The sequence below is a fragment of the Alicycliphilus denitrificans genome (assembly GCF_044792555.1).
Classification (GTDB): domain Bacteria; phylum Pseudomonadota; class Gammaproteobacteria; order Burkholderiales; family Burkholderiaceae_C; genus Alicycliphilus; species Alicycliphilus denitrificans_A.
On record NZ_CP126238.1, the window covers coordinates 1,219,332 to 1,241,127 of the forward strand.

Annotated in this window: 20 protein-coding genes, 1 pseudogene and 1 riboswitch; of the genes and pseudogenes, 12 read left to right on the top strand and 9 right to left on the bottom strand. The window is 68.4% G+C overall.

The genetic code is table 11. The features are described from left to right. Positions 1 to 2: 2 nt before the first annotated feature. Positions 3 to 2,477 (top strand): EAL domain-containing protein, encoded by a 2,475-nt coding sequence (locus tag P7644_RS05750; protein ID WP_404303140.1) that lies wholly within the window; start codon positions 3 to 5, stop codon positions 2,475 to 2,477. 253 nt (positions 2,478 to 2,730) lie between these two features. Here P7644_RS05750 and P7644_RS05755 read toward each other — a convergent pair whose 3' ends face one another. Then, complete coding sequence (locus P7644_RS05755; RefSeq protein WP_404302165.1) at positions 2,731 to 3,093, bottom strand: cell division protein ZapA; 363 nt, start codon at positions 3,091 to 3,093, stop codon at positions 2,731 to 2,733. Continuing rightward, a complete protein-coding gene (locus P7644_RS05760) occupies positions 3,090 to 3,311 on the bottom strand; it encodes a DUF904 domain-containing protein (protein WP_404302166.1) in 222 nt (73 codons plus the stop codon). The genes P7644_RS05755 and P7644_RS05760 overlap by 4 nt, the downstream gene beginning before the upstream one ends. 36 nt (positions 3,312 to 3,347) lie before the next feature. Next, positions 3,348 to 3,594: riboswitch (cobalamin riboswitch) on the top strand. Between the two features lie 83 nt (positions 3,595 to 3,677). Here P7644_RS05760 and P7644_RS05765 point away from each other — a divergent pair. From P7644_RS05765 to P7644_RS05810, 10 genes are all read left to right on the top strand, one after another. Beyond that, positions 3,678 to 5,576 carry a TonB-dependent receptor domain-containing protein gene (locus P7644_RS05765; protein ID WP_404302167.1) on the top strand — a complete coding sequence of 633 codons (1,899 nt, stop codon included), beginning with the start codon at positions 3,678 to 3,680 and terminating at the stop codon, positions 5,574 to 5,576. A gap of 7 nt (positions 5,577 to 5,583) precedes the next feature. Beyond that, positions 5,584 to 6,927 (top strand): cobyrinate a,c-diamide synthase, encoded by a 1,344-nt coding sequence (locus tag P7644_RS05770; RefSeq protein ID WP_404302169.1) that lies wholly within the window; start codon positions 5,584 to 5,586, stop codon positions 6,925 to 6,927. After that, a complete protein-coding gene (locus P7644_RS05775; protein WP_404302170.1) occupies positions 6,924 to 7,508 on the top strand; it encodes a bifunctional adenosylcobinamide kinase/adenosylcobinamide-phosphate guanylyltransferase in 585 nt (194 codons plus the stop codon). The genes P7644_RS05770 and P7644_RS05775 overlap by 4 nt, the downstream gene beginning before the upstream one ends. Further along, positions 7,505 to 8,407 carry an ABC transporter substrate-binding protein gene (locus P7644_RS05780; protein ID WP_404302171.1) on the top strand — a complete coding sequence of 301 codons (903 nt, stop codon included), beginning with the start codon at positions 7,505 to 7,507 and terminating at the stop codon, positions 8,405 to 8,407. The genes P7644_RS05775 and P7644_RS05780 overlap by 4 nt, the downstream gene beginning before the upstream one ends. Further along, complete coding sequence (locus P7644_RS05785) at positions 8,404 to 9,510, top strand: FecCD family ABC transporter permease (RefSeq protein ID WP_404302172.1); 1,107 nt, start codon at positions 8,404 to 8,406, stop codon at positions 9,508 to 9,510. The genes P7644_RS05780 and P7644_RS05785 overlap by 4 nt, the downstream gene beginning before the upstream one ends. A 74-nt stretch (positions 9,511 to 9,584) precedes the next feature. Further along, on the top strand, positions 9,585 to 10,292 hold the full coding sequence (locus P7644_RS05790; protein ID WP_404302174.1) for an ABC transporter ATP-binding protein: 708 nt from the start codon (positions 9,585 to 9,587) through the stop codon (positions 10,290 to 10,292). Positions 10,293 to 10,301: 9 nt separating this feature from the next. Then, entirely contained in the window at positions 10,302 to 10,871 is a 570-nt protein-coding gene (gene cobO / locus P7644_RS05795; protein ID WP_404302175.1) for a cob(I)yrinic acid a,c-diamide adenosyltransferase, read from the top strand. A gap of 22 nt (positions 10,872 to 10,893) precedes the next feature. Further along, the gene (locus P7644_RS05800) at positions 10,894 to 11,421 is read left to right on the top strand and encodes a methylated-DNA--[protein]-cysteine S-methyltransferase (RefSeq protein WP_404302176.1); all 528 of its coding nucleotides are present in this window, start codon (positions 10,894 to 10,896) and stop codon (positions 11,419 to 11,421) included. Between the two features lie 207 nt (positions 11,422 to 11,628). Beyond that, on the top strand, positions 11,629 to 13,158 hold the full coding sequence (gshA, locus tag P7644_RS05805; RefSeq protein ID WP_404302177.1) for a glutamate--cysteine ligase: 1,530 nt from the start codon (positions 11,629 to 11,631) through the stop codon (positions 13,156 to 13,158). Between the two features lie 36 nt (positions 13,159 to 13,194). Continuing rightward, positions 13,195 to 15,375, top strand: coding sequence for an FUSC family protein (locus tag P7644_RS05810; protein ID WP_404302178.1), 2,181 nt, complete (start codon positions 13,195 to 13,197; stop codon positions 15,373 to 15,375). 317 nt (positions 15,376 to 15,692) lie between these two features. Here P7644_RS05810 and P7644_RS05815 read toward each other — a convergent pair whose 3' ends face one another. The 5 genes from P7644_RS05815 to P7644_RS05835 are packed head-to-tail and all read right to left on the bottom strand — an operon-like array spanning position 15,693 to position 20,251. Then, a complete protein-coding gene (locus P7644_RS05815; RefSeq protein ID WP_404302179.1) occupies positions 15,693 to 16,523 on the bottom strand; it encodes an SDR family oxidoreductase in 831 nt (276 codons plus the stop codon). 30 nt (positions 16,524 to 16,553) lie between these two features. After that, complete coding sequence (locus P7644_RS05820; protein ID WP_404302180.1) at positions 16,554 to 17,369, bottom strand: cupin domain-containing carboxymuconolactone decarboxylase family protein; 816 nt, start codon at positions 17,367 to 17,369, stop codon at positions 16,554 to 16,556. A 27-nt stretch (positions 17,370 to 17,396) separates the two neighbouring features. Further along, positions 17,397 to 18,188 (bottom strand): SDR family oxidoreductase, encoded by a 792-nt coding sequence (locus P7644_RS05825; protein WP_404302181.1) that lies wholly within the window; start codon positions 18,186 to 18,188, stop codon positions 17,397 to 17,399. Next, entirely contained in the window at positions 18,185 to 19,252 is a 1,068-nt protein-coding gene (locus P7644_RS05830; RefSeq protein WP_404302182.1) for an NAD(P)-dependent alcohol dehydrogenase, read from the bottom strand. Before P7644_RS05830 ends, P7644_RS05825 begins: the two co-directional genes overlap by 4 nt. An 18-nt stretch (positions 19,253 to 19,270) precedes the next feature. Then, entirely contained in the window at positions 19,271 to 20,251 is a 981-nt protein-coding gene (locus P7644_RS05835; RefSeq protein WP_404302183.1) for an aldo/keto reductase, read from the bottom strand. A 103-nt stretch (positions 20,252 to 20,354) separates the two neighbouring features. Between P7644_RS05835 and P7644_RS05840 the strand changes: the two genes are divergently transcribed. Continuing rightward, positions 20,355 to 21,245 (top strand): LysR family transcriptional regulator, encoded by an 891-nt coding sequence (locus tag P7644_RS05840; RefSeq protein ID WP_404302185.1) that lies wholly within the window; start codon positions 20,355 to 20,357, stop codon positions 21,243 to 21,245. Between the two features lie 94 nt (positions 21,246 to 21,339). Here P7644_RS05840 and P7644_RS05845 read toward each other — a convergent pair. Together P7644_RS05845 and P7644_RS05850 are read right to left on the bottom strand one after the other, a co-directional pair. After that, positions 21,340 to 21,432: pseudogene (locus P7644_RS05845) on the bottom strand (hypothetical protein); the annotation flags it as partial. Positions 21,433 to 21,549: 117 nt separating this feature from the next. After that, positions 21,550 to 21,774 carry a hypothetical protein gene (locus P7644_RS05850; protein WP_404302186.1) on the bottom strand — a complete coding sequence of 75 codons (225 nt, stop codon included), beginning with the start codon at positions 21,772 to 21,774 and terminating at the stop codon, positions 21,550 to 21,552. Positions 21,775 to 21,796: the final 22 nt, after the last annotated feature.

Below are 21,796 nucleotides of genomic sequence, written 5' to 3' on the forward strand. Positions count from 1 at the left end.
ATATCGGCAGGCAACCGTTTGAGGCCATATGGAATGGTCTAAGCCTGGCTGCCTGGCTGGTGGATGCCTCCACCCTGCAGATCCTCCAGGCCAATGAGGCGGCTGCGCGACTGGTGGGGCGGCGTGCGGTGGACATGGAGGGCATGCCAATTCTCGAGCTGGCGGCTACGCCAGAGGATCAAATCTACTGGAGTCAGGCCAATACAGATATTGCGGCCGGTATCCATTCGCATAGCTGGGTGCGCAACATACGCAGCGGGGCATTGGTGCCGGTGGATCGCTGCGTACTTGCCATTCATGCGCCGACCGTCACCGATGCGGTGCGGTGCCTGCTACTGACCATGCAGGATCGATCTGAGCATGAGGCCTCGCGCCTTGAACTGGAGGCCCTGCTGTCGGAGCTGCGCGCCACCCTTGATTCCGCCGCCGATGGTGTCCTGACCTGTAATCTGCATGGGCAGATGCGCGCCTTCAACCAACGTCTGGTGCACATCTGGCAGGTGCCACACGAGCTGCTGCTACGGCGCGACGATGCGGCGATATGGGCGCATATGGAAGATCAGGTACTTGATTCTGAGGCTTACCGTGTCCGCCGGACTGCGATTGCGCATGAGCCCATGCGGGAGAGTGCCGATATCCTGCGGCTACGCAATGGCATGACGGTGGAGCAGCGCTCCGTGCCGCAATTCATCAGGGGCCGCCCTGCAGGGCGGGTGTACTCGTTTCGCGATATCACCCAGCAGTCGGCAGTCCAGGCCGATTTGCGACTGGCGGCCAGGGTGTACGAATCGAGTCTCGATGCCATCTTCATTGCGGACAAGCACAACGCGATAGTGCGCATCAATGCAGCCTGCGAGCGACTGCTGGGCGCTTCAGTGGCAGGTGTGATCGGCCAAGTGGCAGCCAGGCTTTTCGCACCGACGCAGAATCACTGCGCCTTCATGTCTGGCGTGCAGCAGGCTTGGCAGCAGGAGGGCTTTTGGGAGGGCGAGTTGCGGCTGCGTCAGGGGGATGATGGCCAATGCAGTGTGCATTTGTCCTGGGTGGCTCTGCGTGATGATGAGGGAACCGTTAACCAAAGCATAGGCTTCATGCGCGATCTGACGCAGCAGCAGGCCGCAAAGCAGCGGATTGAGGAACTGGCCTACAGTGATGTGCTCACCGGGCTGCCCAACGGGCTGTTGTTGGCTAAAAAGGTGGCGGCGGCCATTGATGCGTCTCGTGCCATTGGCGACAGCTTTGCCATTCTGTTTCTGGATCTGGATCGCTTCAAGATCGTCAATGACTCTTTGGGGCACTCCTTTGGCGATCGTGTGCTGAAGTTGGTGGCGGAGCGGCTGCAGCGCTGCCTGCGCCAGTCCGACATGCTGTGCCGCTCGGGTGGCGATGAATTCGTCATCCATCTGCATGGCGCCGATGCCGGCGTTGCCGAGGCCGTGGCACGTCGCATGCTTGATGAGATGCAGTACCCATTCATGCTCGATGGTATGGAGTTTTCCGTCCAGTGCAGCATTGGCCTGTCCTTGTTCCCCCAGGATGGAGGTTCGTTTGAGGAACTCATCAAGCAGGCCGATACCGCCATGTACCAAGTCAAGGAGCGCGGGCGCGGCAGTTACGGCTTTTACCAGCCGCAGATGAACGCCAACCTGCTGTCGCGCATGAAGATGGAGCACGCCATGCGCCAGGCGCTGGGGCTGGGTCATGTGTTGGTGCACTACCAGCCCCAGGTGGAGATCGCCACGGGGCGTATCGTGGGAGCGGAGGCGTTGGCCAGGTGGACGGATCCCGAACTTGGCGCGGTATCGCCCGGTACATTCATTCCGTTAGCAGAGGAGTCGGGCTTCATCGTCACCCTGGGTGCCTGGGTGATGGAGCAGTCCATCAAGGAGGCTGCCTACTGGATGAGCTGCGGGACTCCCTTGGTCGTGTCGGTAAATGTCTCGGCGCTGGAGTTCAGGCAGGCTGGCTTCGTGGAGCGCATCACCGCGTTATTGGGCCGCTATCAATTACCGGCACAGCAGTTGGAGCTGGAGTTGACGGAAAGCGTTTTGCTGCACGATGCCCAGGAGATGGAGCAGGTGCTGGCAGCCTTGACCAGCATGGGGCTCAAGCTCGCGATCGACGATTTTGGAACGGGCTATTCCAGCCTGGCCTATTTGAAGAAGCTGGCCATTCATCGGCTGAAAATCGACAGGACATTCGTGAGCGGATTGCCTGATGACGAGGGCGATCGCGCCATCGTCCAGGCCGTTGTCAGCATGGGCCGGGCCCTGGGCTTCAGTGTGGTCGCAGAGGGTGTGGAAACGCAGGCCCAGCGCCTGGCGCTGCACGACATGGGCTGCGAGTACTACCAAGGGTATTTGTGCGCGCCGGCCTTGCCTGCGGCAGAGTTCCGTGCACGGACGGCGGGTCCGGCTGCTGATTCGAAGCGTGTGCTCCAAAGGGCCTCGTGTCTCTTGCCTGCCGCAGAGCGCTGAATCGATGGCTTGCGCGGGCAGAGGAATAGGTGTCTGCAAATGCCACCGGACCGGCATCCTGAACCGGGGGTTCAGGTGGGCGAGGGCAGCCAGGCGTTGGGTTCATCTGACGCGAGATGATCACGCTCACCAGGCAATGTACCAAGCCCGTGCTCGTTGAGCATTGGTTCAAGGAAATATAAAGCCCGGCAGCACCGCAGACCGTTTCATTGTAATGGCTGCGTGCATTGGCAGCGGCCCTGCAGCCTGCCGGTTACAACAATCGTCCATCCTCGTCCAAGGCTTCATCCAGGCGCAGCAGCAACTGTTGCAGGCGCTGTTCTTGTGCGGCCGGCAGGGGTGTGTCTTCAGCATGGATGATGGCTTGCGCCGCGGGGGTGTCGCGCTGCTGCGTCGCAGCGGCCAAGTCGGCGGCTTTGCGATCGGCGATCTCAAAGGCCAGGTTGAGTGCCGCCAGTACGGCGATGCGTTCGCGTGCACGTACCTTGCCGGCGTCGCGAATGCGCGTCATGGCCGTGTCCACGCGCTCCACGGCTTCGAGCAGGCGCGCCTCGTGGCCCTCAGGGCAGGCCAGCAGGTAGCTTTGCTGCAGGATCTGAACCTCGATCTGATTCATGGCGCATCCTTGGACGGATTGTTTTCGGGCAGGCGCTCCAGCAGGAGATCGACCCTGGCGCGCGCGGCGCTGAGGCGGGACTTGAGTGAATCACGCTCCTGGGTCAGGGTGGTCACCTGCTCGGCCAGCAGGGCGTTGGTGCGCTCCAGTTCCGCGTGGCGCAGCAGCAGGCGCTCGACGCGCTCTGCAATCAGATCGAGAGGGTGGGGTGTGACCATAGAGCCCTTCATTGTAGAGCTGTGCGTGGGTTTTCCCGTAAAATCCACCGCGTTGGTGCTCGCTGCCGTGGTTCGCACGGCCGCAGTTCAACGGGAAGCAGGGAGGGGCTCTTCGCCATGAAGCACACCCCGAGCCTGCGCTGCCCCCGCAACGGTCAGCGGATGAGTCGCATGCCGGCTCCGCTTTCATTTACACGCCACTGGGTGCCTTGAACAAGCGCCTGGGAAGGCCATGAAAGCTGCTCCGCCAGCCCGGATACCGGCCAACATGGTGGTGGTGCGTGCCTGCCGAGAGCAGGCGCGTGCGGCCGTATCACCCAACGCTGGCGGGGAGGCTGGCACGGGTTTCTAGCTGTAATTTTCCCTATGACGAATCCGTCTTTTTGCGAGTGCGCTGTAGCGCCCGTGCGCGTGCGTTTGCGCCATTCGGTGCTGGCCCTGGCTGCCATGTCGGCCTGCGCGGCCCAGGCCCAGGAGGGCAGCGTGCAACTGGCGCAGAACCTGCGCGCTCCTTCCCTGAACGAAGTGGTGGTCACGGCCACGCGCAGCGCACAGCCCCTGTCCGACATCGTGGCGGACGTGTCCGTCGTGGACCGCGAAACCATCGAGCAAAGCGGCGCCACCGGCCTGGCGGATGTGCTTGCGCGCCTGCCGGGTATAGAGGTGGCGCGCAATGGCGGACCGGCCAGCAGTACCAGCCTGTTCCTGCGCGGTGCCGAGACGCGCTACACCGCTGTCTATATCGACGGCGTGCGTGTGGATTCACAGGCGGGTTCGGGCGGTGCCCCCTGGGAGGCGATTCCGCTGTCCCTGATCGACCGCGTGGAGGTGCTGCGCGGCCCCGCTGCCGCCATCTATGGCTCGGACGCCATCGCCGGTGTGGTGCAGATCTTCACGAGGAAGGGCGAGGCCGGCGTGGCGCCCTATGTGGGCGTGGGCGCGGGCAGCCATCGCACCTGGCGCACCGAGGCCGGCGTGAGCGGCTCCAGCGGCACGGTGGATTACGCGCTGGGCCTAGCACGCGAGATCAGCAAGGGCTTTGACGCCACGACCAAGGACAACCGAAACAACAACCCCGACCGAGACGGCTACCAGGCCACCAGCGCCAATGCGCGCCTGGGCCTGCAAATCAATGCCGCCCACCGCGTCGAAGGCATGCTGCTGTACAACGATTCCAACAGCGGCTACGACGCCAGCAAGACCGCCGATGACCGCAGTCTGCACCGCCTGCGCACGCTGGGCCTGAATTGGCAGGCGCAGTGGAGCAGCAACTACAAGACGCGTCTGAGCATCACGGATTCGCAGGATCGCTACCAGACCACGCCCTCGCCCTACCTGACCGATACCCGGCTGCGCGGCTACCTGCTGCAGAACGAGTGGCGCTACGGCGTGCACCAGTTCAGCGCCGCGCTGGAGCGCCGTGAAGACGAGCTGGTCAACAACCCCATAGACCGCAGCCGGGCGCAAAACGCGCTGGCGCTGGGCTATGGCCTGCACAGCGGTGCGCATACGCTGCAGCTCAACGCGCGCCACGACGACGACAGCGAGTTCGGCGGTAAGAGCTCGGGCAGCGCGGCCTATGGCTACGAGTTCGTGAAGAACTGGCGTGCCACGGCCTCGGCGGGCACCGCTTTCCGTGCGCCCACGCTGTACCAGCGCTTCAGCATGTACGGCGACGCGACGCTGCAGCCTGAAACCAGCCGCAACGTGGAGCTGGGTGTGAAATGGGCGCAAGGCCCCCATGCATTCTCGGCCACGGCCTACCGCAACAAGGTCAGCAATCTGATCAACTGGGTCGGCGGCGCCGGCCCCTGCCCGGGTGGCTCCGGCCCCTTCCCCGGCTGCTACGACAACGTGGGCCAGGCGCGCTACGAGGGCATCACCCTGGCCGGCGGCACCCGCGTAGGTCAGGTGCAGCTGCGTGGCTCGGTGGATTGGCAGAACCCCAAGAACCTGGACACCGGCAAGCTGCTGGCGCGCCGTGCCCGGCGGCACGCCAGCTTCGGCGCCGACACGCTGCTGGCGGGCTGGGCGCTGGGCGGCGAGGTGCAGGCCTCGGGCCAGCGTTACGACGACGCGGCCAACAAGACCCGCCTGGGCGGCTACACCCTGCTCAACCTCTACGCCAGCACCCGTCTGGCGCGCGACTACCAGGTCGTGGCGCGCGTGGACAACCTGGCCGACAAGGACTACCAGACGGCGCGCACCTACGCCACGCCGGGCCGCACGTTTTACGTGGGCCTGAAGTGGGCGCCGCAGTATTGAGCCGGCCATGAGCACCGTGGCCCGTTGCCCCGCCCTGGTCATTGCCGCCTGCGCCTCCGGCCAGGGCAAGACCACCGTCGTTGCCGCGCTAGCGCGCCTGCATGCACGGCGCGGCCGGCGCGTGCGCGTGTTCAAGTGCGGGCCGGATTATCTGGACCCGCACTGGCACCGTCTTGCCAGCGGCGCGTCGGTGGAGCAGCTCGACCTGTGGATGACGGGCGCGCAAGACTGCGCCGCACGCCTGCATGCCGCCGCGTACGACGCGGACCTGATCCTCATCGAAGGTGTGATGGGCCTGTTCGACGGCGTGGACAGCGTGGCCGACCTGGCCGGGCGCTTCGGCATACCGGTGCTGGCCGTGATTGACGCCTGGGCCATGGGCGGCACGCTGGGCGCCATTGCCCATGGCCTGAAGGCCTTTCGCCCCGGTCTGCCCTGGGCGGGCGTGCTCGCCAATCGCGTGGCGGGCGATCGTCACGCGCAGCTGCTGCAGGACGGCCTGCGGGACGGCGCCGACTGGCTGGGCGCGCTGCCGCGACTGGAGGGGGAGGGCGGCGGGCCGCTGCTGCCCGAGCGCCACCTGGGCCTGGTGGCAGCGCAGGAGCTGCCCGACGCAATGGTGCGCCTGGACATGGCCGCCGACGCCCTGGCCGCCACGCCGCTGGGCCAGATGGATACTGCCGCGCTGCAGCGCTTTGCCGTGGATTTCGCCCCGCAAGCACCGGCGCCGGTGCCGCCGCTGCTGGCCGGCCGCACCGTGGCCGTGGCGCGCGATGCGGCCTTTGCCTTCATCTACCCGGCCAACCTGCAGACCCTGGAGCGCCTGGGTGCGCGCCTGGCGTTCTTCTCGCCCCTGGCGGGTGAGCGCCTGCCGCCCTGCGACGCCGTCTGGCTGCCCGGCGGCTATCCCGAGCTGCACGCCGAGCCAATCGCCGCCAACCAGGGCCTGCAAGCCGACCTGCGTGCCCATGCGGCTGCGGGCAAGCCCCTGTGGGCCGAATGCGGCGGCATGATGGCGCTGGCCGAATCCATTCTTCTGCCCGATGGCCGCACGTTGCCCCTGTGGGGCCTGCTACCCGGGCGCGTGACCCTGCAGCGGCGCCTGGCCGGCCTGGGGCCGCAGCAACTGGCGCTGCCCCAGGGCATGCTGCGCGGCCATACCTTTCACTACTCCACCTTCGGCTGCCACGCTCCCGTGGCCACGCGCACGGCGCGGCCGGGGCAGGGCGTGGCGCCGGATGCGGGCGAGGCCGTGTACCGCCTGGGCAGCGTGCAGGCCAGTTACTTTCACGCCTGGTTCGCGTCCAGCCCGGCGGCCACGGCGGCCTTGTTTGGCGCAGGGGCGGCATGATGGACGTGGCGCGCAGCGAACTCATCCTGGGCGGGCAGAAAAGCGGCAAGTCGCGCCGCGCCGAACTGCTGGCGCGTCAGTGGCTATCCGAATCACCCGCGCACCGGGCGCTGCTGATCGCCACCGGCCAGGCCTGGGACGATGAAATGCGCCAGCGCATAGAGCGCCACCAGCGCGACCGCGCCGCGCGCGTGCCCGGGCTGGCGACGCTGGAGGAGCCGCTGGATCTTGCCAGCGCCCTGCAGTGCCACGGCAGCGCCCAGACCCTCATCGTCGTGGACTGCCTGACGCTGTGGTTGACGAACTGGCGGATGCCCATTGAGCAATCCAAGCCAAATCAGCCTGAAACGCCCGACTGGAAAGCGCAAGAAGCTCTCTTTTTGGAAGCAATCCGGCAGACTCCCGGGCCTGTTGTACTGGTGGGCAACGAAATCGGCCTGGGGGTCATTCCGCTGGGGCGCGAGGTGCGCGCCTTCGTCGACGCGCTGGGCGTGCTCAACCAGCGGGCGGCGGCGGCCTGCGCGCGCGTCACCCTCATGGCCGCGGGCCTGCCACTCACCCTGAAAGAATGCGAGCCATGAAGCCCACGCCGGTCAAGCGCATCCTCATCGTCGTCGCCGTGCTGCTGGCGCTGCTGCTGCTCATGAGCAGCCTGGCGCAGGCTCAGGCCGTGCAGGTCACCGATGACCGGGGCCGTGTCATCAAGCTCGCCAAGCCGCCCGAGCGCATCGTCACCCTGTTGCCTTCCCTTGCCGAAACCGTGTGCGCGCTGGGCGCATGCCAGCGCCTGGTGGGCGTGGACCGCTACACCAACTGGCCCGACGGCGTGAAGCAACTGCCCCAGGTGGGCGGCGGGCTGGATCCGAACATCGAGGCCGTCGTCGCGTTGCGCCCGGACGTGGTGCTGATGGCGACCTCCTCGCGCGCCGCCGACCGCCTGCAGGCGCTGGGCATTCCCGTGGTGGCGCTGGAGCCCAAGACCCATGCCGACGTGCGGCGCGTGCTCGGCAAGATCGGCCAGCTGCTCGGCGTCCATGATGCCCAGCAGGTCTGGCGCGGCATAGACGCCGGCGTCGCCGCTGCCGCCCAGTCCCTGCCGCCCGCGGCGCGCGGCCTGCGCGTGTACTTCGAGGTCAGCCCCGGCCCGTTCGGCGCGGGCGAGGGCTCCTTCATCGGCGAGACCCTGGCGCGCCTCTACGCGCGCAACATCCTGCCGGCCACGCTGGGCCCCTTCCCCAAGCTCAACCCCGAATATGTGGTGCGCGCCGACCCGGACCTGATCATGGTCGGCGCGCGCAGCGCCCAGGGCCTGCTGGCCCGCCCCGGCTGGGACCGCCTGCGCGCGCTGCGGGACGGCCGGCTGTGCCAGTTCTCGGCCGAGGAGTCCGATGTGCTGATTCGCCCCGGCCCGCGCATGGCCGAGGCCGCGCGCCTCATGGCCGCCTGCCTGCAGCGCCATGCCCCAGGGGGTGCGCGATGAGCGAGACAGTGGCGCTGCACGCCCAGGCCGGGCCCCGGCGCTGCGCCGTGGCGCGCTGGCTGGCGCCTGGCCTGGCGCTACTGGGCGCGGTGCTGGTGCTGCTGGGCCTGGGCGTGGGCAGCACCGGGCTGGAGAGCCTCTGGCCGCTCTTGCGCGGCGCCGCCCGGGGCAGCGCCGAGGGCGCCATGGCCTGGCAGATCGTCTGGGACATCCGCCTGCCGCGCACCCTGGGCGCCTGGGCCGCCGGGGCCCTGCTGGGCCTGGCCGGGGCCGTGGCCCAGGGGCTGTTCCGCAATCCGCTGGCCGACCCGTACCTGCTGGGCAGCGCTTCGGGCGCGTCGCTGGGCGTGGCGGCGGCGCTGGCGCTGATGGGCGGGGCGGGCGGCATGCTGGGGGCCTCCGGCACGGCGGCCGTGGTGTCGGTCTATTCCGGCCACTGGCTGGTGCGCCTGGGGCTGACCGGCGCGGCCTTCGTGGGCGCGGTGGCGGCCGTGCTGCTCACCCTGGTGCTGGCGCGCGGCGTGCAGCACACGCTGCGCCTGCTGCTGGCCGGAGTGGTGGTGGGCGTGGTGCTGGGCGCCTGCACCTCGCTGATCCTGCTGCTCTCGCCTGATTCGCTGCAGGCCATGCAGGGCTTTCTGCTGGGCTCCACCGGCTTCGTCGGCTGGACCTCGTGCCTGCTGCTGCTGGCCGTGTGGCTGCCTTGCCTGGGCGCGGCCTGGGGGCTGTCGCGCTCGCTCGATGCGCTGGCGCTGGGCGAGGCCACGGCGCACAGCCTGGGCCTGCCGCTGGCGCCGCTGCGCGCCGCCCTGGTGGCGGTGCTGGCCCTGGCCACGGGCACGGCGGTGGCGCAGACCGGCCTGATCGCCTTCGTGGGCCTGGCCGCGCCGCACCTGGTGCGCGCCGTCGTCAGCGTGCCCCATGGCCGCCTGATGCTGCTGGCCAGCCTGATGGGCGGCGCGCTGCTGGCCGGCGCCGACCTGCTGGCGCGCGGTCTGCTGGCGCCGCAGGAGCTGCCCGTGGGCGTGCTCACCGCCGTGCTCGGCGGCGGCTACCTGCTGTGGCTGATGCACCGGCGCACGGCGCCCGGGGGGCTGTTGTGACTGCTGCACAAAAAATAGCTGTTGGCGCTTACCAGATAAGTGCTGGCGCCGGAAAAGACTGCATATTGCAAGGCATGAGCCTGCAGATCGCCGCCGGGCGCTGGACCAGCATCGTCGGCCCCAACGGCGCGGGCAAGTCCACGCTGCTGAAGGTCCTGGCCGGGCTGCTGCCCGCGCGCAGCGGCCGCGTGGAGCTGCTGGGGCGCGAACTGCACGCCTGGCAGCGGCGCGAGCGCGCGCGCCGGCTGGCCTGGCTGGGCCAGAACGAGGCCGCCGCCGACGACCTCACGGCGTACGACGTGGCCATGCTCGGCCGACTGCCGCACCAGGGCTGGATGCAACCCGCCAGCAGCGCGGACCATGCCGCCGTGGAGCAGGCGCTGCGCGCCACCCAGGCCTGGGACTGGCGCGAGCGCGCGCTTGGGGCACTATCGGGCGGCGAGCGCCAGCGCGTGCTGCTGGCGCGCGCCCTGGCGGTGCAGGCCCCGGTGCTGCTGATGGACGAGCCGCTGGCCAACCTCGACCCCCCGCACCAGGCCGACTGGCTGCAGCTCATGCGCGCCCTGGTGGCGCGCGGCCACACGGTGGTCAGCGTGCTGCACGAAATCTCCCTGGCGCTGCAGGCCGACGACATGCTCATCATCGACCGCGGGCAACTGCGCCACCACGGCGCGGCCGGCGACGGCGCCACGCACCGCGCGCTGGAGCGGGTGTTCGACGGGCGCATCGCCATCCACCGGGTGGCGGGCCAGTGGCTGGCCCTGCCGCACATCAACGTTTGAAGGAATCCCATGCAGATCGAAACCCCACCCGCCGAGAAACCCTACGACAAGGCCGAGGGCGAGCGCCGCGGCCTGGTCATCGTCAACACCGGCGACGGCAAGGGCAAGAGCACGGCCGCCTTCGGCCTGGCGTTCCGCGCCACGGGCCGGGGCAAGGCGGTGAAGGTGTTCCAGTTCATGAAGGTGCCCAGCGCGCGCTTTGGCGAGCACCGCCTGGCCGAGCAGGTCGGCCTGCCCGTCGAGGGCCTGGGCGATGGCTTCAGCTGGAAGAGCAAAGACCTGGAGCATTCCGCGCAGCTGGCGCGTGACGGCTGGGCCAAGGCCAGCGCCGCCATCCTCTCGGGCGAGTATTTCCTCGTCGTGCTCGACGAGATCACCTACCCGCTGATCTACGGCTGGCTGCCGCTCTCCGAGGTGCTCGCCACCCTGGCCGCGCGCCCCGGGGACGTGCACGTGTGCCTGACCGGCCGGCGCTGCCCCGAGGAAATCATCGCCGTGGCCGACACCGTGACCGAGATGAAGCTCGTCAAGCATGCCTTCCAGGCCGGCGTGCCGGCGCAGCGCGGCATCGAGGACTAGAAGCGGCGAGGGGCAAGACGCCATGGGCCTGCTGTCCTGCACCATTCCCACCCCCCTGGGCGACATGCTGGCCGTGGCCTGCGCGCAGGGCCTGTGCCTGCTCGAATTCGTCGGCCAGCAGGGCGTAGCGCGCGAGCTGGCCCAGGTCGAGGCCGCGCGCGGCGGCGCCGCACAGACGGGCGACAGCCCCATCCTGGCGCAGGTGCGAGCCGAGCTGGCGCAATACTTCGCCGGGCAGCGCCAGCGTTTCGGCGTGCCCCTGGACCTGGTTGGCACGCCGTTCCAGCTGGCCGCCTGGCAGGCGCTGCTGGGCATCCCCTACGGCCAGACGCGCAGCTATGCCCAGCAGGCCAAAGGCATCGGCAAGCCCACGGCCACGCGCGCCGTGGCGGCCGCCAACGGCGCCAACAAGGTGTCCGTCATCGTGCCCTGCCACCGCGTCATCGGCAGCGACGGCAGCCTGACCGGCTTTGGCGGCGGCCTGGCGCGCAAGCAGGCGCTGCTGGCGCTGGAGGGTGGCGCCCCGCAGCAGAGCCTGCATGGGTTTTGAACACCGCCGCCCTGGACAGGCCTGGGGTAGCGAGCGCGGATCAGGTCGCCCTCCTGACACCGCGGACGGGCAGCTTTCGGGCCTCTTTTCTTGATGAAACACAGCGCCAGTGCCCCTGCAAGGCGCTGGCGCTTGCGCTGGGTGTCAGCCAGGCGGCGGCCCGGCGTGCTAAGTTCAGCCCCTTCCCAAAAAAAGCAAGCGCAAATAATGAGCACTCTGCAAGAGAGAATCGCAACCCTGCCGCAAGAGCGGCTGGCGGGCATGCGCCGTGGCATAGAAAAAGAGGGGCTGCGCGTGCTGCCCACGGGCGGCCTGGCGCTTACGCCGCACCCGCTGGCGCTGGGCTCGGCCCTCACGCACCCCTCCATCACCACCGACTACAGCGAGTCGCAGATCGAGCTCATCACGGGCGCGCATCAAAGCGTCGAGGGCTGCCTGGACGAGCTTGTCGGCATTCACCAGTACGTGCTGCGCACCCTGCGGGATGCGGGCGGCGAGATGCTGTGGGTCAGCAGCATGCCCTGCGGCCTGCCCACGGACGAGACCATTCCCATAGGCCGCTACGGCAACTCGCACATCGGCCGCGCCAAGAGCATTTACCGCATGGGCCTGGCGCACCGCTACGGGCGGCGCATGCAGACCATCTCGGGCATCCACTACAACTGGTCGCTGCCCGGCGTGACGAGCGAGGAATACTTCGCGCTGATCCGCAACTTCCGCCGCCACGCCTTCGTGCTGCTGTACCTGTTCGGCGCCTCGCCCGCGCTGTGCCCCTGCTTTGTCGAAGGCCGCCAGCACAGCCTGCAGCCCATGGGCGATGGCGGCCGGGCCCTGCATCTGCCGCACGCCACCTCGCTGCGCATGGGACGCCTGGGCTACCAGAGCGACGCCCAGGCCAGCCTGAACGTGAGCTACAACGGCCTCAAGGGCTATGCCGACTCGCTCTACGAGGCGCTGACCCGGCCCTACCCGGCCTACGAGGCGATCGGCATACGAAACATCGGCGGCGACTACAACCAGCTGGGCACCAGCCTGCTGCAGATCGAGAACGAGTTCTACGGCACCATCCGCCCCAAGCGCACTGTGCAGCGCGGCGAGCGCCCGCTGCACGCGCTGCGCGAGCGCGGCGTGGAGTATGTCGAGGTGCGGCTCATGGACCTGGACCCGTTCGAGAGCGTGGGCATCACCGCCGCCACCATGCGCCTGCTGGACGTGTTCCTGCTGCACTGCCTGCTCTCCGACAGCCCCCCGGACACGCCGCAGGAAATCGCCGAGATCAAGCACAACCAGCACCAGACGGCCGAGCGCGGGCGCGAGAGCGGACTGATGCTGCAGCGGCGCGGCCAGAGCGTGCTGCTGACCGACTGGGCCGCGCAGGTGCTGGGCGAATGCGCGCCGCTGGCCGCCGCCCTCGATGCCGGGCAGGGCGGGAGCGACTACGCGGCGGCGCTCGCCCAGGCCCGGGCCGTGCTTGCGGACGCCAGCCTGGCGCCGTCGGCGCGGGTGCTGGCGGCTATGCGCGGGCAGCACGCGTGCGACTTTGAGGCGTTTTCCTTTGCCCACTCGTGCCAGGCGCGCGACGCGCTGCTGGCCCGCCCCTGGGATGCCCGGCAGCAGGCGCATTACGAGGCCCTGGCCGCGCAGTCCCTGGCCGCGCAAAAGGACATAGAGGCGGCCGACCGGCTGCCCTTCGAGGACTGGCGCCTGCAGTACATGGATCCGCTGCAGCTCGGCTGATCCCTCCCCAGTCCAGGCGGGACGCTGCATTCGGCCATGCCCATGCCCCTACAGCCCCGCCTGCGCGCAGCCCTGCGGGTGCTGCTGTCGCACTACGTTGCCAATGGCGCGGCGGCGGCGCTGGGCTTGCTGGTGATCTCCTCCCTGATGCACCTGCTGGGGGGCAGCGCGGCGGCCTCTGCCGCGACCGTGGGGGCCATCGTCGCCATTCCGCCCGACATTCCCGCACCGCGGCGCGGCAAGCTGCTGCACATGCTGCCCGCGCCGCTGCTGGCGCTGCCGCTGTTCTTCGTCGTGCAGCGCCTGCACGGCGAGCCCTGGCTGCTCGGGCTGCTCATCGTGCCGGCGAGCTTTTTCGCCTTCCTGGCCATGGCCTGGGGCAAGCGCGGCGCGCCCGTGGCCATTGCCGCCGTGCTGGCGCTGGTGTTCTCCATGGCCGTGCCCGCGCCTGCCGGGGGCGATGGCTGGCAGTCGGCCCTGAGCAGCAGTTTTTACTTTGGCCTGGGCGCGCTGCTGTACCTGCCTTGGGGCGTGCTGGCCAACCGGCTGCTCAACGGCCGCTACCGCGTACAGATGATCGCCGACGTGCTGCTGTCGCAGGCGGCGCTGATGCGGCTGCAGGCGCTGCAATTCACGCCCATGCTGGCGCTGGGCGAGCGCGCGAATCCGCTCATGGGCGGGCTGCTGCTGCGCCAGGCGGCGCTGGCCGACCAGCTGCAGTCGGCGCGCGACATCGTGCTGGAATCGCCCGGCAGCGCCCGCCAGCAGCAGCTGGCCGGCATGCTGCTGTGCGCGCTGGAGATGCGCGACCATCTGCTGGCCAGCGCCCTGGACCTGGAGGGGCTGCGCACCCAGCCCGAGCTGGCCCAGGCGCTGTCGCGCCAGCGCGGGGTGCTGGTGGCCCTGGCGGCGCAGCTGGAGCGGCTGGCCGATGCCTTGCTGCTCGGGCAGATGCCCGCGGCGTTCGAGAGCCTGCGCGCCGGGCTTGAGCTGCCGCCTTTGCCGCCCGGCGCTGGCTTTACCCCGGCGCGACTGGCGCAGGCGCTGTCGCACCGCATAGGCCATATCCATGACGAAGCGGCACGCCTCACGGCCCTGGCGCGCGGCGAGACCACGCCCGACCTGGCCCTGGTGCGTGTGTACTGGCAAATGTTCGTCAGCCCCACGGGCTGGGGCTGGAAGCCCTTCTTCGGCCTGTGGCGCTGGCGTGCCGCGCCGCTGCGCCACGCCATGCGCGCGGCGCTGGCCATTGGCGCGGGCTATGCGCTGTCGCAGCTCCTGCCCTGGCGCGAGCATGCCTACTGGATCGTGCTGACCATCATCGTCGTGCTGCGCGGCAGCCTGGCGCAGACGCTGGAGCGGCGCAACGAGCGCGTGGCGGGCACCTTGCTAGGCTGCCTGCTGGCCTCGGTCGTGCTGGCGGCCGAGCTGCCGCACTGGGCGCTGCTGGCCTGCGTCACCGTGGCGCAGGCCGTGGCCCATGCGTTCACGCTGCAGCGCTACCTGTTCACCGCCATCGCGGCCACGGTGCTCGGCCTGGTGCAGGCGCATTTGCTGGGCGCGGGCGGCAGCCCCGGCTTCGTGCTGCTCGAACGCATGGCCGACACCCTGATCGGCGCCGGCATCGCCTGGGCCTTCGCCTATGTGCTGCCCTCTTGGGAGCGCCAGCAGATACCGGCCCTGGTGGCGCGCACGCTGGCGGCGCAGACGCGCCACGCGCGTGAGGCCCTGGGCCTGGGCCAGCTGCAGGCCGTGGACAACCACCCCGAACTGGCCTGGCGCCTGGCCCGGCGCGAGGCCTACGACAGCCTGGGCGCCCTGGTGCAGGCCACGGCGCGCGCCTGGAAGGAGCCGCGCGCCGTGCGCCCGCCGCTGGCGCCGCTGGAACGCATGCAGGTGCATTGCTACCAGCTGCTGGCGCAGCTCACGGCCGTCAAGTCCATGCTGTTGCTGCGCCGCGGGCATTTGCGCGGCGAGGACGTGCAGGCGCCCCTGCAGGAGGCCGCCGAGCGGCTGGAGGCCGTGCTGACCGGCGCCGCCGTGGCTGCTGCGCCCGAGCCGCCATGGGACGGGGAGGCAGTCCCGCAGTCATTGCCGCCGCTGGTCGAGGCCGATCTTGCCCCCTGGCTGCTGCGCCGCCTGCGCCTGGCCGAGGGGCTGGCGCAGCAGCTGCGCAGCGAGGCCATGGCGGTGGTGACGCCGCTGCGGGGCGGATAGGGTTGGTGGCGCGCGTGTGCGCGCCATGCGGAGATCTCAGGCCGTGCGCTGACCAGGGCCTGTTGCATGGGTTGTTGAGCTGTCAGGATGGGCAGGTACCGGCCAAGAGCCGACGTCCATAAGAGCGCCCACAACCAGACTCTCGACCGTAGCTTTGGTCGATTCACTCCTCGCTCTTGACCTCTGTTGCCGCAGTAGTGGACGGTGATCGGGGCCACACGTCAGCGTGGCGACCAGTTATGCACGTCGGCAACGCCACCATGCAGGCGAGCGAGGGGCGAGGTAGCGGCCGTCGCCGCTGGGCGGTTCACATGAGTTCATGCCGCTGGCGACAACGCACCGAACCGGTACGCCGCAGTGACGCCGCCGTCCATCAGGAAGTCGCTGCCGGTAATGAAGCCGCCATCAGTGCCCATCAGCAGCGCAGCCACGTTGCCCACCTCATCCGGCGTGCCGGCGCGACCGACGGCGCAGGTTTCTATCATGCGACGATAGCCCGCGCCGCGCGGGCCGTTCAGTTCGTCGCGGGCCAGTGGCGTAATGATGATTCCGGGGCTGATCGTGTTGATCCGCGCGCCGCGCCGCCCCCAGCGCACGGCCTCGGCCATCACGCGCAGCGAGTTGCCGCGCTTGGAGAGCTGATAAGCGTGCAAGGTGTCGGTCACCTGGCCGGGCTGCAGCATCTCAAGGGCAAGCAGATCTTCTGTCGGTGTGGTTGCCAGCGCCTTGTCCTGCTCTGCCGTCAGCGCCGGCAGCCGGTGACCCGACTGCGAAGAGATCACCACGCCCGAGCCGCCGCGTGCGATCACGTTGCCGAACAGTTCCAGCACAAGCGCAGTGCCATAAAGGTCGACCTTCAGGATGGTGTCGATCGGTGCCTGCGAGGGGGACACGCCGGCGGCATGGACGAGACCCGTGATGGCACCCAGACTCTGAGCCTTGTCGACCAGGGCCTGGACCGACGCGCGCGACGAAATGTCGACCTCAGCCGCGCTTACATCAAAGCCGGCGTTGGCCAGAGCCTCGGCCGCTTCGATGGCGCTCTTGTGCGTGACATTCGCCAGTAGCAAATGCTTGCCCGCTCCCACACGGCGGGCAATGGCCTGGCCGATGAATCCGGCTCCGACGACGACGACAACTTCCTTCATCTCGATCTCCTGTGAGCAGTTCAAGCTGACTCAGGACCGCGGCTGCGCGAACACCTCGCGCGCCACGCCGATGGCTGTCACGGCGCTCGGCCAGCCGGCATAGAACGCCAAGTGTGTGGTGGCTTCGATCAGCTCGGCATCCGACAGTCCGATCTGCCGCGCCCACGCGAGGTGCCCACGCAGTTGTTCTGGCCGATTCATCGCGATCAGTGCGCTCACTGTGATCAGGCTGCGGTCGCGCGGGGGCAGCCCGGGCCGCGCCCACACGTCACCAAAGAGCACGTCGTCAGTCAGTTGCCCCAATTTGGACGCGATGTCGCCGAAGAGCTTCTGGCCTTGGGGCGGCTGGGCCGGTGCCGCGCCGGTCACGGGCACAGGCGGCGTGCCGTACTGCGCATCGCTCACCGGCTCCATCCATTCGGCAGCCTTGCTGTCGAGGGCCTCGGTGATGGCAATGTGCGTCATCGCACTGTCCGCCGCTGCACCATGCCAGTGCTTGACATTGGCGGGGATATGGACCACATCGCCGACCTGGATCTGTTCGGCCGCACCGCCCCAGCGTTGCACGCGTCCGATGCCGGCCGTCACGACCAGAGTCTGGCCCAGCGGATGGCTGTGCCAGGCCGTGCGCGCACCGGGAGAGAAGCTAACCGTGCCGGCCGAGGCCTGCTCGGCGCCGGCGGGGGTGTAGAGCATCTCGACCTTCACCGCTCCGGTGAAGTTTTGTGCAGGCGCAGGGTTGATCGGCCTGGTGCCGGCGTGGGTGATCGTCAGTTCGGGCTCGGCACCGGCCGACGGCTCCGTCATCGATAGGGGCATTGCAGCGGTGGCAATCAAGGGGTTCATAGTTATCTCCTTGGGTTGGCGGCCTGCTCAGCGTTTCGGCGTTGAAAACCGCGCCAGCTCTTCGAGCACACGGGTCGGCTCGTCGGCCAGGGGCATGTTGGCACTGTCGCGCACGGCGTCGAGAGCGCCTGCAGCGTCTGGCTGAAGCGCCGCAAACAGCGGCTCCAGTTCCTTCTGCGCCGCGCCGCGCTCGGCCACCAGCTCGAAGGTCTTCGCCCGTGCGGCATCAGACGTCAGGCTGTGCACCAGCACTTTGGCAATCTGCTGGCGCGAGATCACGCCGTCGCTGGGATCGCCCGCCTGCCGCGTGTCACCCTGTAGCAAGACCAGGCGGTGCTGGTCCGGTGCGTTGTAGTCGAACCAGCCGGGTCGCACAATGGTGTAGGGCAGGCCGCTGGCGCGCAGCAGGCGTTCGCCGCGGCGCTTCCAGTCGTGGATCTGGGTGGTGCGGTTGTAGTCTCCCTGGCGGTTCGTCACGCCAATCGATGTCATCAATGCGACGCGCGCCGAGCGGCCGCCAAGTGCCTGCAGCACGTTGCGCACACCGCCGTAGTCCACCTGCTCGGCCGCGGCCTTGCCGCCATCGGAGCCGTGGGTGAACACGATGGCGTCGATGCCCTGCGCGGCGGCCGAAAGGCTTTCGGGCTGGGTCAAATCGCCGACAACGCGCTGTGCTTCTGACGGCAGATCGGTGGCACGCTCTAGATCACGCACCAGCGCGCGTACGGCATGGCCCTGGTGCAGCGCCTCAGTCACCACGTGACGCCCGATGCTGCCGGTCGCGCCGACCACCAGCACGGTGAGCCTGTGCCCGCTCATGCTGCCACCTCGCCCTTCAGCGACGCCATGTCGATGACGAATCGGTACTTGACATCGGCCTTGAGCATACGCTCGTAGGCTTCGTTGATGTCCTGGATGCGGATCAGCTCGATGTCCGAGTGAATGCCGTGGGCACCGCAGAAGTCCAGCATCTCCTGCGTCTCGGCAATACCGCCGATCAGCGACCCCGCCAGCGCCTTGCGGCTGAACACCAGCGGGCCAGAGTTGAGCGCCGGCTCCAGCGGCCCCAGGTAGCCGACCATCACGAGGGTACCGCCGGTGGCAAGTGTCGGTACGTAGGGGTTGACGTCGTGCTGATAGGGCACAGTGTCGATGATGAGGTCGAAGTGCCCGGCCACGGCCGCCATCTGCCCGGCGTCGGTGGAAATGACGATGTGGTCGGCCCCCAGCCGGCGGGCATCGGCTTCCTTGCCGGGCGAGCGGCTGAACAGCGTGACCTCGGCGCCCATGGCCTTCGCGAGCTTCAGGCCCATGTGGCCGAGGCCACCCAGACCGACAATGGCCACCTGGCTGCCGGGCTGTACGTTCCAGTGCCGCAGTGGCGAGTAGGTCGTGATGCCGGCGCACAGCAGCGGCGCTGCGCCGGCCAGTTCGAGCGCATCGGGAACTTTCAACACGAAGTGCTCTGCCACCACGACTTTTTCGCTGTAGCCGCCATAGGTGCGGGTGCCGTCCACGGGATCGGTGTGGTTGTAGGTGTAGGTGGCTCCGTTCTCGCAATACTGCTCCCACCCCTTGCCGCAGGCCTTGCAATGGCGGCAGGACTCGACCATGCAGCCGACGCCCACACGGTCGCCCACCTTGAAGCGGGTGACCTCGAGGCCAACCTCGAGCACGCGGCCGACGATCTCGTGGCCTGGCACCATCGGGTACTGCGCGTTGCCCCAGTCGTTGCGCACGTTGTGCAGGTCAGAGTGGCAGACGCCGCAGTACAGGATTTCGATGACCACGTCGTCCGATCGCGGGCTGCGGCGGTCGAACTCGAACAGGCCCAGCCGGCTGGTGGGCGAGTGGGCGGCATAGCTTTTCACAGGGTAGGTCATGGTGCGGATCTCCAGGGCTCATCGGCCGACGCGGTTGGCCAGTTGGGCGGGGTAACGCGCGCCTTCGATGGCGATACCCTCGAGCGCTTGGCCAATGCGTTGTAGGTCGGCGGCGTCGAGTTCGACGTTCACCGAGGCCAGGTTCTCGTCCAGCCGATGCAGTTTGGTCGTACCCGGAATCGGCACGATCCAGGGCTTGCGCGCCAGCAGCCAGGCCAGCGCCACTTGCGCCAGCGTGATGCCCTTGGACTGGGCTATGACGGTCAGCGCATCGATCAGCGCCTGGTTCGCCTGCCGGGCCTCGGACGAGAAGCGCGGCACGATGTTGCGAAAGTCGTCTTTGCTGAACTCGGTCGCCGCGTTGATCGCCCCGGTCAGGAAGCCCTTGCCCAGCGGGCTGAAGGGCACAAAGCCGATGCCCAACTCCTCAAGTACCGGCAGCGTCGCCTGCTCAGGCTCGCGCCACCACAATGAGTATTCGCTCTGCAGCGCGGTGACGGCCTGCACCGCGTGCGCGCGGCGGATGGACTCAACGCCGGCCTCCGACAAGCCGAAGTGGCGCACCTTGCCTTCGGCGATCAAATCCTTCACGGTGCCGGCCACGTCTTCCATCGGCACCTGAGGGTCGACGCGGTGCTGGTAGAGCAGGTCGATTCGGTCCGTGCGCAGGCGCTGCAGCGAGGTCTCGACGACGGCACGGATGCGCTCGGGGCGGCTGTCCAGGCCTGCCTCCGAATCACCGTCCTTGAAACCGAACTTGGTGGCGATGACGACCTGGTCACGCACCGGCGCCAGCGCTTCGCCGACCATTTCTTCGTTCAGCGCACCATAGGCCTCGGCGGTGTCGAAGAAGGTCACGCCGCGCTCCACGGCCTGGCGCATGAGCTGCACCCCCGCCGCGCGGTCCACGGCAGGGCCATAGCCAAAGCTCAGGCCCATGCAGCCGAACCCGAGTGCCGATACGGTCAGGCCGCTGCGGCCCAGTTGACGGTTTTTCATGGGGGTGTTTCCTTGTGGTGAATCCATAGGAGCCACTCTAGACTTCGGTTCACTGAATGAATAGACTGCTAAACCGATATGCAGTCATAAGCACTACTAATTAATGGCGCGCTTCGACGATCTGGCCGCTTTCGCCGCCGTGGTGCGCGAGGGCAGCTTCACACGCGCTGCAGCGCAGATGGGTATGACCCAGTCCGCGCTGAGTCAGACCGTGCGCTCGCTGGAGCGCAGGCTTGACCTGAAATTGCTGAACCGGACCACGCGCAGCGTGTCACCCACCGAGGCGGGGGAACGGCTTTACCTGACCGTCGGTCCGCGCTTCGCGGACATCGAGGCCGAGCTGGCGGTGCTCAGCGAACTGCGCGGCAAGCCGGCCGGCACCATTCGCATCTCGGCCACGGAACACGCCGTGCGCACGCTGCTCTGGCCACGGCTACAGCCGTGGCTGCCGAAGTACCCTGACATCAAGGTGGAAATCAGCAGCGACAACCGCTTCATCGACATCGTGGCCGAGCGCTTTGACATCGGTGTGCGCCTGGGCGGTGACGTGGCAAAAGACATGATTGCTGTGCGCATTGCGCCGGACATGCGCCTGGTCGTGGTCGGTAGTCCAAGCTACTTTGAGCGCCATACCCGGCCCCGCACGCCGCAGGACCTCACTGAACACGATTGCATCGGTCTGCGCCTGCCGTCCCACGGCGGACTGCTTGCCTGGGAGTTTCAGCGAAGCGGCAAGAGCATCAATGCGCATGTCACCGGGCGACTGGTTTTCAACTCCAGCGACATGGTCGTCGCCGCGGCGCTGGGCGGACATGGCCTGGCGTGGGTTCCCGACGATGCGGTCGCTGAGCACATCGCCGCCGGGCGCCTCGTGTCCGTGCTGGACGACTGGTCGCAAACCTTCCCCGGGTACCACGCGTACTACGCCACCCGCAGCGCCTCCCCCGCCTTGGGTCTAGTTGTCGAGGTCTTGCGTCAAGCGGGGGAGCAATGACCTGGCCGACTGCTCTGCTCAACCGCGAAGGACTGCTTCGGGTCGAAAGCAGGCTTGCCCATACATGCAACCCTTGAGCCGTGGTTCCATCGCCTCAAGGGATCCCCGCCAGGGCACCCTTCAGCGTCTCCCGCGCTTCCTCACACCACCGCTGCGCCGCTGCGTAGAACCCGTCCCACGCGCACCCATTGCATCCCCGTTCGCAACAGCTCGTGGGCTCGGGCGCTGGGGGCGCAGGGCCACGGCCGCGCGGATGGCCCCGGCCTGCAGTGCGGCGAAGCGCTGGCGCGTGGCGCCGGGCAGGTCAGTGGCTGCGGCGGCGCCAGCGAACGAGGCCGTAGCGCAGCAGAAAGGCGCAGCCCAGCACCAGGGCGAACCAGCCCGCCAGATGGGCCTGGGCCATGAGCTCGCGCACGTCCTGCGAGCGCGCCACGTAGGGGGCCAGCAGGATGATGGCGCCTATGAGCGCGCAGACCGCGCCCTTGAGCAGCAGCTCGGAATCTTGTTTGCGCTGATGGGAGGAGGGCATGGGGCGATTATCCTTGGCGCCT

What these genes read in the sequence shown, in the direction of transcription:
- P7644_RS05825 (WP_404302181.1), bottom strand. Translation starts at nt 18,188, where the DNA reads ATGAGCGGGCACAGGCTCACCGTGCTGGTGGTCGGCGCGACCGGCAGC.
- P7644_RS05820 (WP_404302180.1), bottom strand. Translation starts at nt 17,369, where the DNA reads ATGAACCCCTTGATTGCCACCGCTGCAATGCCCCTATCGATGACGGAG.
- P7644_RS05790 (WP_404302174.1), top strand. Translation starts at nt 9,585, where the DNA reads ATGAGCCTGCAGATCGCCGCCGGGCGCTGGACCAGCATCGTCGGCCCC.
- cobO (WP_404302175.1), top strand. Translation starts at nt 10,302, where the DNA reads ATGCAGATCGAAACCCCACCCGCCGAGAAACCCTACGACAAGGCCGAG.
- P7644_RS05775 (WP_404302170.1), top strand. Translation starts at nt 6,924, where the DNA reads ATGATGGACGTGGCGCGCAGCGAACTCATCCTGGGCGGGCAGAAAAGC.
- P7644_RS05800 (WP_404302176.1), top strand. Translation starts at nt 10,894, where the DNA reads ATGGGCCTGCTGTCCTGCACCATTCCCACCCCCCTGGGCGACATGCTG.
- P7644_RS05835 (WP_404302183.1), bottom strand. Translation starts at nt 20,251, where the DNA reads ATGAAAAACCGTCAACTGGGCCGCAGCGGCCTGACCGTATCGGCACTC.
- P7644_RS05755 (WP_404302165.1), bottom strand. Translation starts at nt 3,093, where the DNA reads ATGAATCAGATCGAGGTTCAGATCCTGCAGCAAAGCTACCTGCTGGCC.
- P7644_RS05785 (WP_404302172.1), top strand. Translation starts at nt 8,404, where the DNA reads ATGAGCGAGACAGTGGCGCTGCACGCCCAGGCCGGGCCCCGGCGCTGC.
- P7644_RS05770 (WP_404302169.1), top strand. Translation starts at nt 5,584, where the DNA reads ATGAGCACCGTGGCCCGTTGCCCCGCCCTGGTCATTGCCGCCTGCGCC.
- P7644_RS05760 (WP_404302166.1), bottom strand. Translation starts at nt 3,311, where the DNA reads ATGGTCACACCCCACCCTCTCGATCTGATTGCAGAGCGCGTCGAGCGC.
- gshA (WP_404302177.1), top strand. Translation starts at nt 11,629, where the DNA reads ATGAGCACTCTGCAAGAGAGAATCGCAACCCTGCCGCAAGAGCGGCTG.
- P7644_RS05815 (WP_404302179.1), bottom strand. Translation starts at nt 16,523, where the DNA reads ATGAAGGAAGTTGTCGTCGTCGTCGGAGCCGGATTCATCGGCCAGGCC.
- P7644_RS05810 (WP_404302178.1), top strand. Translation starts at nt 13,195, where the DNA reads ATGCCCATGCCCCTACAGCCCCGCCTGCGCGCAGCCCTGCGGGTGCTG.
- P7644_RS05850 (WP_404302186.1), bottom strand. Translation starts at nt 21,774, where the DNA reads ATGCCCTCCTCCCATCAGCGCAAACAAGATTCCGAGCTGCTGCTCAAG.
- P7644_RS05780 (WP_404302171.1), top strand. Translation starts at nt 7,505, where the DNA reads ATGAAGCCCACGCCGGTCAAGCGCATCCTCATCGTCGTCGCCGTGCTG.
- P7644_RS05765 (WP_404302167.1), top strand. Translation starts at nt 3,678, where the DNA reads ATGACGAATCCGTCTTTTTGCGAGTGCGCTGTAGCGCCCGTGCGCGTG.
- P7644_RS05840 (WP_404302185.1), top strand. Translation starts at nt 20,355, where the DNA reads ATGGCGCGCTTCGACGATCTGGCCGCTTTCGCCGCCGTGGTGCGCGAG.
- P7644_RS05830 (WP_404302182.1), bottom strand. Translation starts at nt 19,252, where the DNA reads ATGACCTACCCTGTGAAAAGCTATGCCGCCCACTCGCCCACCAGCCGG.